The sequence below is a fragment of the Bradyrhizobium sp. ARR65 genome, assembly GCF_000472385.1.
Taxonomy (GTDB): Bacteria; Pseudomonadota; Alphaproteobacteria; order Rhizobiales; family Xanthobacteraceae; genus Bradyrhizobium.
Genome location: NZ_AWZU01000069.1, coordinates 19,108 through 31,209 on the forward strand (window position 1 = coordinate 19,108; position 12,102 = coordinate 31,209).

Consider the following 12,102-nt stretch of genomic DNA (forward strand, 5'->3'; position numbering starts at 1 on the left):
TGCAGTCAGACGACCCGCCTGCCGGCCCGATTCGCCACCGATTTCTGCACAAAGTACATCGCGATCAGCGAAAGGATCGACGTCGTGACGACGACGTATCCGAGCCGGTCGAAATGGATCAGAGAACCATCAGGGTCTTGCGCGATGATCGCGGCGGCGAGCATCGAGCCGAGCCCGCCGGAGAACTGCTGCAGCGACGCGCTGACTGCGTTGAACGAGCCGCGCTGGCTCGCGTCGGGGATTGCCGACATCAGGGCCTGCGACGGGATCATGCGTGAAAAGATGCCGACGAACATCAGGACGTTGACGAGGATCGCGGTCGTGAGCGAGACGTGGCCGAGATGGGTGTAGATCAGCACCATGATCACGGACACCACGCTACCGAAAACAAAGGTCGGATATTTGCCGAAAGCGTCGCTCGCCCTGCCGACCAGCGGCCCTGTGACGATGCTGAACAGTCCGGAGACGAGATAGATCGTCGGCAGGTGCAGGATATCGATGCCGAGATTGTGCACAGTGAAGGCGCTGGAGAAGGGCATGAGCATGAACCCGCCGGTCGCCAGCAGCATCGTTACTGCGAAGGCCAGCGTATAGCGTGGCTGTCCGATGGTCGCGATCAGGTGGTGGAAGGGATTCTTGTCCTGCTTGAGTCGCAGATGCGCATTGACCGGCTCCATCGCGAAGGCGATGAGAGCGATCGCTGCGATTGACAAGCCGACGATCGCAGCGAAGCAGACGTGCCAGTTCCAGTGATTGGCGAGAAACAACCCGGCCGGGATGCCGAGCACCTGGCTCGCGGCGAACGCGGTTTGGACGAATCCCATCACGCGGCCGCGCAGATGCAACGGGAACAGGTCGGTGATAATGGCAAGCACGACGGAGCCGATCACGCCGCCGAACAATCCGGTCACGATCCTGCCGAGCAGCAGCACATCGTAGCTCTGCGCCACCGCGCAGAGCACGGTTCCGAGCGTGAAGCCGACATAGAAGAACAGCAGCAGGCGCTTGCGATCGAAGCGATCGGCAAAGCCGGCGGCCAGGATACCTGAAATTCCCGCACTGAACGCGTAGGCCGAAACCGCGACGCCGAATTGCCCGGCCGTGATGTTGAGCGAAGGCATCAGGATGGCGCCGAGCGGCGACATGATGATGAAGTCGAGAATGATCGTGAACTGTGTGAACGCGAGCAGCGCGATGAGGAGCGACTGGTAGCGTGAAAAGCCGTGTTGGCGTTCCTGCTGATCATCAATCGGCGCTGCCAGTGTTTGTTCGGTCATGGCTCTCGTTCGTGGCAAAGGGGAGAAGGGGGCGAGGAACTGGCAACAGATAGGGTGGCCCGGGACGATTTCACGGCCTCGCATGGCAGAAGTTCCGCGGAAACGCTGAGTTCGCGTCGGATTGTGGGATCCATGCAACGGATCGAAAGAATTCAGGAAGGCATGAGCTTCATAAAGCAAGCGCGCGAATCGGTTGCGCCGAAAGACGCCTAAGGACAGTCGTCGTTCGTTGAGGGCCATTGCCGTTGAACTGGAGAAAGTCGCCTGCAAGAGCGAGAGAGCGGCAAGTATTACGGCCGCTCTGGCTCGGGTGCTGGGCGAATTGACCCAAGGCCAGGCAGAGGGTAACCCGCCGATAGCATAGGGCCCGGACGGCGGATTATGCCTCAGGCCGATCCGCCCCACGCGCCCACCGAGGAGCAGGAATGGCCCTGGTTCTCTCCAAACTGGTCCTGCCGCCTCTTCTCATCTTGCTCGCGAGCCTGGCGGGGCGGCGATGGGGCGATGTGATCGGCGGATGGTTGGTCGGGCTGCCGCTGACTTCCGGCCCCGTCGCGGCCTTTCTTGCCATCCAGTACGGCGCGGATTTCGCTGCACTGGCCACCAACGGTTCGCTTGTTGGCACGGCTGCGCAGGCCTGCTTTGGCCTCGGCTATGCCTTGCTGGCTCAGCAGGGCTGGGTGCCGGCGTTGTTGATCGGATCGGCGGCCTACGCCGGTGCAGCGTTCCTGATCCAGGCGATGCCGCTGGCGCATTGGGGCTTCTTCGTAGTCGCGCTGGCAACGCTCACCGCGGCGGCGCTCCTCATCCCGCATCGCGACACCTTGCGTACCACCGTCGCGTTGCCATGGTGGGATTTGCCGGCGCGCATGGTGGTGGTGACGGTGCTTGTCGTCACTCTAACCGCAGCCGCCGCACTCGTTGGAGCGAAGGTCGCCGGCGTGCTCGCCAGCTTTCCGATTTTCGGCGCCATTCTTGCTGTTTTCGCCCATCGTATGAAGGGACCGGGGACGGCAACGGAGGTGCTGCGCGGGTTGGTGTTTGCCCTCTACGGTTTTGCCACGTTCTTCTTCATCCTTGGCCTTCTCCTGGTGAAAGTCGGCATCCTTCCCGCTTTTCTCGCCGCTATTCTCAGCACCTTGCTGGTGCAGGCCGGCGCGCTCAGCCTCATCCGCCGGGGTCAGGTGCCGCATGGATATGGGCCCTAATCTCGGCAGCTCGGCGGACCGAAAGGCCGCGCCGGTGTAACAGTGCATCAAGCGGCCGTAACCCGGTGCGGCGGCGGATTACGCCTGCGGCCAATCCGCCCTCCGCGCTACTCCCGCCCGTTGCCCTCCAGCCTCTGGCGCAGGGTTCGAATAACGCGGTGCGTCGCCTGGATGTCCTTGATCGCGAGTCCGTCCGCGAGGCTGTTGATCCAGGGCGCCTGCAGGCGCATGGCGGCTTCGAACGTCTGTCTGCCTTTCTCGGTCAAGACGACGAGTTGCGCGCGCCGGTGGTGCGGGTTGGCCTCAAGGGCAACGAGCCCCTCCCCGTGCAAGTCATTGATGATCCGCTGCACGTTTTGACGGTTGGCGCCAAGGTCGCGCGCCAGCCACGCCACCGGTTGCGGACGCTCAGTGGCGATGATCGCGCCGAGGATCTGCCAGCGCGCGCTGGTCAGCCTAAGTCCCTCAACCAGGCGGTCGCCGGCGGTCAGAAGCAGGCTGTTGACCCTGAACATGTCGAGGACGAGGCCGCTCAGGGCCTCGCCTGCGGGTGTTCGCTCAATCCTTTTCATACGTCACCATCAGCCATAATTGACATTATGATGTCAAATGCTCTATGCTCCTATCGTACCAAGCTGGTTCCATGCAACCAAGTTCGCTGGAGTGTGTCATGCCGCTATTGCGCCCTCTCGACCCCGCCTTCCCGATTGATCGCCAGATCACGATCGACGCGAGCCCCGTTGTCCTCGTGAACGTGTTCACGCTCGACAAGGCGGACGAGGAGACCTTCCTCAAGGTTTGGCAGGACGATGCGGAGTTCATGAAGCGCCAGGGCGGCTTTATCTCCACCCAGCTTCACCGCGCGATCGGCGACAGCCCGACCTATCTCAACTATGCGATCTGGGCGTCCACCGCCGATTTCCGCGCGGCGTTCAGTCATCCGGAGTTCAGGGCGAAACTCTCGGCCTATCCCTCTTCGGCCGTCGCCTCCCCGCATCTGTTCCAGAAAGTCGCGGTATCAGGCATCTGTGTCGCATAAGCACAGCAGATGGCGGATTGCGCCTTCGGCTAATCCGCCCTGCGCGCTTTCCGCGATTGTTGACGATCTACTTGGTCCGGCGGCCGAACGACTCCGCGTACGCCTCGGTGCGCGTATTGATGATCGGATCATCCGACGCGTCGATGCCGGCCGTCAGATTGGTCGGCAGGAACAGCAAATCGTTCTCGACCTTCTTTGTATCCAACGCCTTGGTGACAGCGATTTCGCCGAGCTCCACCGTCGGCCGGCTGTCCGGCCAGACTTTCGTGGCATCCGTGGTTGGATCGTCAGCAGCGGCAACCTGCACCAGAAGGCGGAATTTGACGGGTCCTTTTTCGAGCGATGCCCGCAGATTGTCAGCGAGGGCGTCAGGAGGACGCTTCGCCGCCTCCTCGTCGCTCACGTAAGCCGGGCCGCTCTCGGGGACGATGCGGTAGCGGCCGAACTTGGCTGTTCCTTGCGCATTGGTGAATTTGAATGCGTTGACGCCGAAGAAGGGCTGCGTGCCGTAACTGACCGCCACAGGCCGCGGCGTCTTGACAAACACGGCCGCGGCCGGGTGGGTCGACAGGAATTTCTCAAGCGGCGTCGGCTTGGGCACGTCGGGACCGCTCGCGCCGATCGCCTGCAGCAGAGCCAGAAAATCCTCTCCGGTCGCGACCGGAAACCCGTTTGCCGAGATGCAGACCATATCTTGCTCGCTCCCATCGGGGAGACGGAACTTGATCGCCATGCCGCGGACGCCGCCGGTCGAAGGATCGGTGTCGCGCGCGTCCGGCACGCCGCCGGCATTCGAAAAGCGAATGACGAGCGGCGTCGGAGCACCCTTGAGAAAGACAGCCGAGCTGAAGGTGTCGGCGCCTTGTGCCGGCGTGAATAGGCCTTCAAACACGGCGCCCTTGGCGTGGTTCGCGCGAACCCCCGGATGCTGGCCGTAAAGCGCATTCATTTGATTGACCAGCCGAACGCCGAGCGGCTCGTCTTCGGCGCCGGCGCAAGTCGCGGCGGCTGCGATCAGAGCGGACAATGCGGCGGTCAGAGCAATGCTTTGAAACGATCGCATGACTATCCTCCTGATTGACGAAGGAGCGCCTACGGAAAGCGGTTTCAGGATGGCAAAAAATCGCGCCCACTGCGATCAATCTAAACCAAACCGCGGCACCAACATAGTTCGGCCGAGCTGACAGCCATTAACTTTCGCGGTGGCTACTCGCCACCGACGGGCTCGGCGGTGCCGGCGCGCCTGGCGTCAGCAGGGCGATAATCGTCCCGGTGGGTTGCTAATTTGGCCGATTTTGCTAGCGAAAGGCCGCCCGACCGCTCGCCCCTGGCCGCTTTGGGCGTTAGGCTGTTTGCCGCATCGAATCCACCAGAGGCTCTATTTCCAGAGGCCCGAATTTCATGACCGTACGCCTGCATCGCGGCGATCTGCCTGATCTGTCCCGCTACACCACGTCCGTGGCGATCGATACCGAGACCATGGGGCTCAATCCGCATCGCGACCGGCTGTGTGTCGTGCAATTGTCGAACGGCGACGGCAGTGCCGACGTGGTGCAGATCCCGCAGGGGCACACCGACGCGCCGCACTTGAGGGCGCTGCTCGCCAATCCCGGCATCACCAAGATCTTTCACTTCGCCCGCTTCGATATCGCGGTGCTCTACCAGGCTTTTGGCGTGATGCCGCAGCCCCTGTACTGCACCAAGATCGCCTCCCGCCTCACCCGCACCTATACCGATCGCCATGGTCTGAAGGATCTGGTGCGCGAGCTGCTCAACATCGATCTGTCGAAGCAGCAGCAGTCAAGCGATTGGGGCTCGGAGCAGTTGTCCGAGCCGCAACTCGCCTACGCGGCGTCCGACGTCTTGCATCTGCACGCCTTGCGCGAGCGCCTCGATGCCATGCTGGCGCGCGAGGGGCGCACTGAGCTCGCCCAGGCCTGTTTCCAGTTCCTGCCGACCCGGGCCAAGCTCGACCTGCAGGGCTGGGAGCTCGAGGATATTTTTGCCCATTCGTGAGGCGCGGGTTCTGGGTCACCTCCGCCTTTTCGGAGAATGGACTTCCCCGCCCCGTTTCGGTCACAGTCGCGCGTCCAGTTCCCGACTGCGTCATGGGGCGATGCGGGTTACAATGAGGGTCAACCCTCGCACGCGGAGCAGCGGTGAATTCGGTCCAGAACCCAGCCTACCAGGCCAGCCTCGAAGCGCGCTTTGCGATTGCCGCGCGCCACAGCCGGATGGTGCGGACGCTGCGCATCGCGGTGCCCGCGGCGGTGTTGCTGGCGCTCGCCGTGATCGTTGGCATCTCGATCTTCAATCCGTTCCGGATGCTGATGCCCAAACTGCCGCTGGACGTCGGAAATCTCGTGGTGTCCGGCACCAAGATCACCATGGAATCGCCGCATCTGTCGGGCTACACGCCCGACCAGCGCCCGTATGAGCTCTGGGCGAAGACCGCCACCCAGGACCTGACCGACCCCGATCATGTCGAGCTGAACAAGGTGCGCGCCAAGGTGCTGATGGAGGACCGCTCGACCGTGACGCTCGACGCCCTGACCGGGCTGTTCGACAACAAGCAGCAGACGATCGACCTGCGCAAGGATATCTTCCTGCAGACCACGACAGGCTATGAGGCACGCCTCACCCATGCCTTCGTCGACATGGCAAAGAACACGGTGGACTCCGACGAACATGTCGATGTGAAGCTGACCAATGGAACGCTGTCCTCCGACCGCATGAAGATCATCGACGGCGGCGCGGTGGTGCGTTTCGAGGGCAATGTCGTGATGCATCTGGATCACCTCGATGCCGAGCAGCCAGCAAGCGACGAGACGAGCGCTACCGCAGCTCCGGTCGAGCCGGCGCCGCCTGCCCCATCGCCGAAGTCGCCGCGGTCCGCTTCCGGCAAACCCACGCATTCCAAGTGATACGCATGCGCAAGCTCTCGCGGTTGGGTAATTCGAGTGGACAGCTTTTGCTGTGCGGCTTTGCCGTGACGTTCGCGGTCGCTTTCGGTGCGGCGTTCGGCGCCAGCGCGCAAAGTGCCGTGCAAGGCGTGCCCAATGCGATGCAGGGCTTTTCGCAGAATCGCGACCAGCCGATCCAGATCGAGGCGGCGTCGCTGGAGATGCGCGACAAGCAGAAGGAAGCAACCTTCTCCGGCAATGTGAAGGTGGTGCAAGGCGACACCACCATGACCTCCAAGACGCTCGTGGTGTTCTACGAATCAAGCTCCAACAAGCAGCAGCCGCCTGCCAAGGGCAAGGCCCCGGCCAAGGGCGCGCCCATGCAGTCGGCCACACCAGGGCCCAGCGGCAGTTCGTCGATCAAGCGGCTGGAGGCGCACGGCAATGTGGTCGTGACCCAGAAGGACCAGGTCGTCACCGGGGAGACCGCGGTTTTCGATACGAAGACCAACCTGATCACCATGCTCGGCGGGGTGGTGCTGACCCAGTGCAAGAACGTGCTGCGGGGCGACCGGCTGTTCGTCGACATGACCACCGGCGTTTCGCGGGTGGAGTCCGATTCGGGCAAGGTGCAGGGCCTGTTCATCAACCAGTCGGGGCAGGGCGGCAACGGCTGCGGCGCGCCAGGGCAGGGCAGCGGATCGCCTTTGCCCGCTCTGGGATCAAATAAACCGAAGTGATTTCAATCGCTTCCGAGGCCAGTCGAGGCGGTGCAGTTGAAGGCGGGAGCGCAAGCCTGTATCTAGCTGACGATCGTGTAGCTCGAAACGAGCTCCCAACTCGACCCGTCATCCTGAGGTGCTCGCTCTGCTCGCACCTCAGGATGAGGGGTTGAGCAGGGTGCCCGCTTTCGGTCCAAAATGACCGGATATAGCTGCTCGTCCTGACACCGGGCGTTCCGCTGGGCAAGGAACGCCCATTCCTGCATGCCGGGCGAACGAATCGAAGCCGGCGGCTAGCTACGGAACACCTTCAAAGAGACGCAGAGCGAAGCGGGGATGGTGGATTTATTCGGCATGTTCCGTCGGCGCCCCGCAAAAAGCGGCCGGAGCGGGTTTGCGCGCGCGCGAGAGGATATCACCGCCTTCGGCGACATGGTGGCGAGCCCGGTGCGCGAGGCCCCGCCGATCGCGCGTGAAGCGCCGATTCCCGGCATGGATTTGAGAGGGACGCAGCACGCGGAAGCGCCGCAGGCGCCACGGGCGCGCCCGCCGCAGAGACCGGCCAAGCCGCCAGCCAAGCCGGGCGCGAGGGGCAACGGGGCGGCCGCGCCCCGCCTGTTGGGACGGCAGGGCTATCTGGCTGTGCATAGCGTGGAAAAGAGCTTCGGCAGCCGTCAGGTCGTGCGCGGCGTGAGCATCTATGTCCGCCGCGGCGAGGCGGTGGGCCTGCTCGGGCCGAACGGCGCCGGCAAAACCACCGTGTTTTACATGATCACCGGGCTGATCAAGGCGGATCGCGGTGCGATCGAGCTGGACGGCCATGACGTGACGCAGCTGCCGATGTATCAGCGCGCGCGGCTCGGCATCGGCTACCTGCCCCAGGAAGCCTCGATCTTCCGCGGCCTGACGGTGGAGCAGAACATCCGCGCGGTGCTCGAAGTGGTCGAGTCCTCGAAGAAGAAGCGCGAGGCGGAACTCGATTCGCTGCTCGACGAATTCAACATCACGCGGCTGCGCAAGACGCCGTCGATCGCGCTCTCAGGCGGCGAACGGCGTCGCGTTGAGATCGCGCGTGCGCTCGCCACCCGCCCGAATTACATGCTGCTCGACGAGCCCTTCGCCGGCATCGATCCGATCGCGGTCGGCGATATTCAGGACCTGGTTCGCCATCTCACCAATCGCGGCATCGGTGTGTTGATCACCGACCATAATGTGCGGGAGACGCTGGGCCTGACCGACCGCGCCTACATCGTTTACGCCGGCGAGATTCTAACGGAGGGCAGTCCCGAGGAGATCGTCAGCGATCCAGACGTTCGCCGCCTGTATCTGGGCGAAGAGTTCCGCCTGTAGTTCTTTATTTCAACTCGTCAAGCCGTGTACATCGACCTCAGAGTAGGATAAGCAAGAATCGGACCAATTTCGAGGAACGGTTTTTGCTTCGATGGCGCTGACGCAAAGGTTAGAGTTCCGTCAATCGCAGTCGCTGGTGATGACGCCGCAGCTCATGCAGGCGATCAAGCTGCTGCAATTGTCCAATCTCGACCTGTCCGCCTTTGTCGAAGAGGAACTGGAGCGCAATCCGCTGCTCGAGCGGGCGAACGACGACCCCGAGCCTCCGGTCGCGGGCGAGCACGTGGAAGGGCGGGCGGATTTCTCCGATTCGGACGCAGATGGCGGCGAGGATTTTACGCCCGGGCAATCCGAAGCGGCCGGCGGAGAGGGCTTCGAACCGAGCCAGGAAGAATGGCTGAGCCGCGATCTCGGCAGCCGCGCCGAGATCGAACAGACCCTCGACACCGGGCTCGACAACGTCTTTTCCGAGGAGCCGGCCGAGGCGGCCGCGCGCCACGCGCAGGAAGCCACGCCGACCGCCTACACCGAATGGGGCGGCGGCGCCTCCAGCGACGAGGAGTACAATCTCGAGGCCTTTGTGGCGGCCGAAGTGCGGCTCGCCGATCACCTTGCTGAGCAGCTCGCGGTGGCCTTCAGCTCGCCGGCCGAGCGCATGATCGGACAATACCTGATCGATCTGGTGGACGAGGCCGGCTATCTGCCGCCGGATCTCGGCCAGGCGGCCGAGCGCCTGGGCGCCAAGCCGGCGGAGGTCGAGGCCGTGCTCGCGGTGCTGCAGAAATTCGATCCGCCCGGTGTCTGCGCGCGCAATTTGAGCGAATGTCTTGCGATCCAGCTCCGCGAGCTCGACCGCTACGATCCCGCAATGCAGGCCCTGGTCGAGCATCTCGATCTGCTGGCCAAGCGCGACATCGCTGCCTTGCGCAAGGTGTGCGGCGTCGATGACGAGGACATCGCCGACATGATCGGCGAGATCCGTCGCCTCGATCCGAAGCCGGGCTTGCGGTTCGGCACCTCGCGGCTGCAGACCATGGTGCCCGATGTCTATGTGCGGCCGGGGCCGGACGGCGGCTGGCAGGTGGAGCTCAACAGCGACACGCTGCCGCGCGTGCTGGTCAACCAGACCTATTACGCGGAACTGTCGAAGACCATCAAGAAAGACGGCGACAAATCCTACTTCACCGATTGCCTGCAGAACGCGACCTGGCTGGTGCGCGCGCTCGACCAGCGCGCCCGCACCATCTTAAAGGTCGCGACCGAAATCGTGCGGCAGCAGGACGGCTTCTTCACCCATGGCGTTGCGCATTTGCGGCCGCTCAATCTGAAAGCCGTGGCGGACGCGATCCAGATGCATGAATCGACAGTCTCGCGCGTCACCGCCAACAAATACATGGCGACCAATCGCGGCACCTTCGAACTGAAGTATTTCTTCACCGCCTCGATCGCCTCCGCCGATGGCGGCGAAGCTCATTCCGCGGAAGCCGTGCGGCATCACATCAAGCGGCTGATCGATGGCGAGGATCCGAACGCGATCCTGTCCGACGACACAATCGTGGAAAGACTGCGCGAAGCCGGCATCGACATCGCGCGCCGCACGGTCGCGAAATATCGTGAAGCGATGCGCATTCCCTCTTCGGTGCAACGCCGCCGCGAAAAGCAGAGCGCGTTGGTGCTGCCGGTGTGAAGTTCCGCTGCGACACCGCGCGCGGCCGCATCCCTGCTTCCCCGGATTGCGTCCCTCTCAAATCGGGATAGTGTCGATTCCTGCGAGAGCATGATCCGGAACGAGCGGGGACCGCTTTTCCCGGACGATCATGCTCAGCAAGGACCCAAGGCATCTATGCAAGGCATCCCAAGGGAGGCTTTAAATGACTCTCCGGATCTCGGGAAAAAGCATCAGCGTCGGCGAGGCGCTGCGCGGTCGCATCAGCGAGCGCACCGAGGAGGTTTTGCGGAAATATTTTGACGGCAATTTTTCCGGCCACATCACCTTGAGCAAGGACGGTTTTGGCTTCCGTACCGATTGCGCATTGCATCTTGATTCCGGAATAACCCTGGAGGCCGACTACAACGCGCCCGACGCCTATGCCAGCGCCGACCAGGCGCTCTTGATGATTGAAAAGCGGCTGCGCCGGTACAAGAGCCGGCTGAAGGATCGCTCCGCGCGCAAGGCCCATGCGGCCGCGGCGGCAATGGCCGATCTGGAAGCACCGAGCTATGTCATCGAGGCGCCGGACGAAGGCGAGGAAGAGGTCAGCGGCTACAGCCCGGTGATCATCGCGGAGGCAACGACGTCCTTGAAGCGGCTGTCGGTCAGCGAGGCCGTCATGGAACTGGACCTGACGGGCGCGCCCTGCCTGGTGTTTCAGCATGGCTCGAGTGGCCGGGTGAATATCATCTACCGCCGGGCGGACGGCAATGTCGGCTGGATTGATCCGCCGACCGTCAAATCCTGATAAGCCGGTGGCAAACATGACAATTTTGGCGCTCTCCCCGTCGTCCAGGGTTTTTAGGGTTAGGACGCGCGGAACACATGCCGGGAGTTGGCACAGCCGTTGCGTTGGAGTAGAAGCGCCCCAACCAGGGACCCGGGCTCGGGCGTAAACCCCGCCTTCCTTCCTCTCCAACTTCTTGACGACGGCCAGTAAAGGCCTATTTCGCAACCTGACGGTTCAATTCACCCTCGGAACGCCCCATGACGATTACCGATCTGGTCGCACCCGAGGCGATTCTCCCGGCATTGAAGGTCAACAGCAAAAAGCAGGCGCTGCAGGAGCTCGCTGCGAAGGCGGCGGAGCTCACCGGGCAGAACGAGCGGGCCATTTTCGAGGTCCTCTTGCAGCGCGAAAAGCTTGGCACCACCGCTGTCGGTTATGGCGTTGCCATTCCGCACGGCAAGCTGCCGAAGCTGGAAAAGATCTTTGGCCTGTTCGCCCGCCTGGAGCGCCCGATCGACTTCGAAGCCATGGACGGCCAGCCTGTGGACCTGGTCTTCCTGCTGCTCGCGCCCGAGGGCGCGGGCGCCGACCACCTGAAAGCACTGGCGCGGATCGCCCGGCTGCTGCGGGATCAGGACATCGCCAAAAAGCTGCGCGCCTCGCGTGATGCACAGGCGATCTATTCCGTCCTGGCGCTGCCGCCGGCGAGCGCGGCGTGAGCTGCCGTCTTTGCCCTAAGCATCCATCTCAAAGCGTCATCCTGAGGTGCCGTCGCGAACGGGTCCGCGCAAAGCGCGGCCCGATGACAGGCTCCGCGGCGGGCCTCGAAGGATGAACGGCCCCGCTGCGAGAGCCGGGCCGTGCTTCGCAGTGGCCGCGCCGGTCCGACCGCGTGGGCAAAATAAAAACGGNGGGCGCCTCTGATCCATCAGAGGNAGCCCGCCNTTTTCGAATTCCTCTCTGGTGCCTGACGTCAGTGGACGCTGACGGCCTGCAGCTCGTTGCTCCAGGCGTTGGCGATCGCCGCTTCGCGCGAGTCGGTAAGCATGATCGGCGTACCGTCGGCGGCGTGGAGCGCGAAAAGCTTCAAGCCCGGCGCGATCTTCGGCGCCTGCGGAAACAGCTCCGGCACATCCTCGGAACGGATCTGCTTCACATAGGC

The 12,102-nt window shown here is 63.2% G+C and carries 13 protein-coding genes; 9 read left to right on the forward strand and 4 right to left on the reverse strand.

The features are described from left to right. Window positions 1-5: 5 nt before the first annotated feature. A complete protein-coding gene (locus F758_RS0139285; protein WP_024512949.1) occupies window positions 6-1,277 on the reverse strand; it encodes an MFS transporter in 1,272 nt (423 codons plus the stop codon). Between the two features lie 425 nt (window positions 1,278-1,702). On the opposite strand from F758_RS0139285, the gene F758_RS0139295 reads away from it, so the two are divergent. Further along, complete coding sequence (locus F758_RS0139295; RefSeq protein ID WP_024512950.1) at window positions 1,703-2,485, forward strand: hypothetical protein; 783 nt, start codon at window positions 1,703-1,705, stop codon at window positions 2,483-2,485. Between the two features lie 107 nt (window positions 2,486-2,592). Here F758_RS0139295 and F758_RS0139300 read toward each other — a convergent pair whose 3' ends face one another. Beyond that, window positions 2,593-3,057, reverse strand: coding sequence for a MarR family winged helix-turn-helix transcriptional regulator (locus F758_RS0139300; RefSeq protein ID WP_024512951.1), 465 nt, complete (start codon window positions 3,055-3,057; stop codon window positions 2,593-2,595). 98 nt (window positions 3,058-3,155) lie between these two features. On the opposite strand from F758_RS0139300, the gene F758_RS0139305 reads away from it, so the two are divergent. Further along, a complete protein-coding gene (locus tag F758_RS0139305) occupies window positions 3,156-3,524 on the forward strand; it encodes an antibiotic biosynthesis monooxygenase family protein (protein WP_024512952.1) in 369 nt (122 codons plus the stop codon). Between the two features lie 67 nt (window positions 3,525-3,591). Here the strand turns inward: F758_RS0139305 and F758_RS0139310 are convergent, their stop codons facing one another. Then, complete coding sequence (locus tag F758_RS0139310; protein WP_024512953.1) at window positions 3,592-4,587, reverse strand: catalase family peroxidase; 996 nt, start codon at window positions 4,585-4,587, stop codon at window positions 3,592-3,594. A 338-nt stretch (window positions 4,588-4,925) separates the two neighbouring features. Here F758_RS0139310 and F758_RS0139315 point away from each other — a divergent pair, with 338 nt between their 5' ends. From F758_RS0139315 to ptsN, 7 genes are all read left to right on the forward strand, one after another. Next, window positions 4,926-5,540 carry a ribonuclease D gene (locus tag F758_RS0139315; RefSeq protein WP_024512954.1) on the forward strand — a complete coding sequence of 205 codons (615 nt, stop codon included), beginning with the start codon at window positions 4,926-4,928 and terminating at the stop codon, window positions 5,538-5,540. Between the two features lie 143 nt (window positions 5,541-5,683). Beyond that, window positions 5,684-6,448, forward strand: coding sequence for an LPS export ABC transporter periplasmic protein LptC (lptC, locus tag F758_RS0139320; RefSeq protein WP_024512955.1), 765 nt, complete (start codon window positions 5,684-5,686; stop codon window positions 6,446-6,448). A 5-nt stretch (window positions 6,449-6,453) separates the two neighbouring features. After that, entirely contained in the window at window positions 6,454-7,167 is a 714-nt protein-coding gene (locus F758_RS0139325; protein ID WP_024512956.1) for an LptA/OstA family protein, read from the forward strand. 318 nt (window positions 7,168-7,485) lie between these two features. Next, complete coding sequence (gene lptB / locus F758_RS0139330) at window positions 7,486-8,499, forward strand: LPS export ABC transporter ATP-binding protein (RefSeq protein WP_024512957.1); 1,014 nt, start codon at window positions 7,486-7,488, stop codon at window positions 8,497-8,499. A gap of 91 nt (window positions 8,500-8,590) precedes the next feature. After that, complete coding sequence (gene rpoN / locus F758_RS45690; protein ID WP_051387179.1) at window positions 8,591-10,186, forward strand: RNA polymerase factor sigma-54; 1,596 nt, start codon at window positions 8,591-8,593, stop codon at window positions 10,184-10,186. A gap of 184 nt (window positions 10,187-10,370) precedes the next feature. Beyond that, on the forward strand, window positions 10,371-10,958 hold the full coding sequence (gene hpf / locus F758_RS0139340; protein WP_024512958.1) for a ribosome hibernation-promoting factor, HPF/YfiA family: 588 nt from the start codon (window positions 10,371-10,373) through the stop codon (window positions 10,956-10,958). Window positions 10,959-11,197: 239 nt separating this feature from the next. Next, the gene (ptsN, locus tag F758_RS0139345; RefSeq protein ID WP_024512959.1) at window positions 11,198-11,659 is read left to right on the forward strand and encodes a PTS IIA-like nitrogen regulatory protein PtsN; all 462 of its coding nucleotides are present in this window, start codon (window positions 11,198-11,200) and stop codon (window positions 11,657-11,659) included. 254 nt (window positions 11,660-11,913) lie between these two features. Here ptsN and F758_RS0139350 read toward each other — a convergent pair. Beyond that, a partial coding sequence (locus tag F758_RS0139350) for a BQ00720 family protein (RefSeq protein WP_024512960.1) occupies window positions 11,914-12,102 on the reverse strand: 189 nt, incomplete at its 5' end.

Coding starts and splice junctions, on each gene's coding strand:
- rpoN (WP_051387179.1), top strand. CDS start 8,591: ATGGCGCTGACGCAAAGGTTAGAGTTCCGTCAATCGCAGTCGCTGGTG.
- hpf (WP_024512958.1), top strand. CDS start 10,371: ATGACTCTCCGGATCTCGGGAAAAAGCATCAGCGTCGGCGAGGCGCTG.
- F758_RS0139325 (WP_024512956.1), top strand. CDS start 6,454: ATGCGCAAGCTCTCGCGGTTGGGTAATTCGAGTGGACAGCTTTTGCTG.
- F758_RS0139285 (WP_024512949.1), bottom strand. CDS start 1,277: ATGACCGAACAAACACTGGCAGCGCCGATTGATGATCAGCAGGAACGC.
- lptB (WP_024512957.1), top strand. CDS start 7,486: ATGGTGGATTTATTCGGCATGTTCCGTCGGCGCCCCGCAAAAAGCGGC.
- ptsN (WP_024512959.1), top strand. CDS start 11,198: ATGACGATTACCGATCTGGTCGCACCCGAGGCGATTCTCCCGGCATTG.
- F758_RS0139315 (WP_024512954.1), top strand. CDS start 4,926: ATGACCGTACGCCTGCATCGCGGCGATCTGCCTGATCTGTCCCGCTAC.
- F758_RS0139305 (WP_024512952.1), top strand. CDS start 3,156: ATGCCGCTATTGCGCCCTCTCGACCCCGCCTTCCCGATTGATCGCCAG.
- F758_RS0139300 (WP_024512951.1), bottom strand. CDS start 3,057: ATGAAAAGGATTGAGCGAACACCCGCAGGCGAGGCCCTGAGCGGCCTC.
- F758_RS0139295 (WP_024512950.1), top strand. CDS start 1,703: ATGGCCCTGGTTCTCTCCAAACTGGTCCTGCCGCCTCTTCTCATCTTG.
- F758_RS0139310 (WP_024512953.1), bottom strand. CDS start 4,587: ATGCGATCGTTTCAAAGCATTGCTCTGACCGCCGCATTGTCCGCTCTG.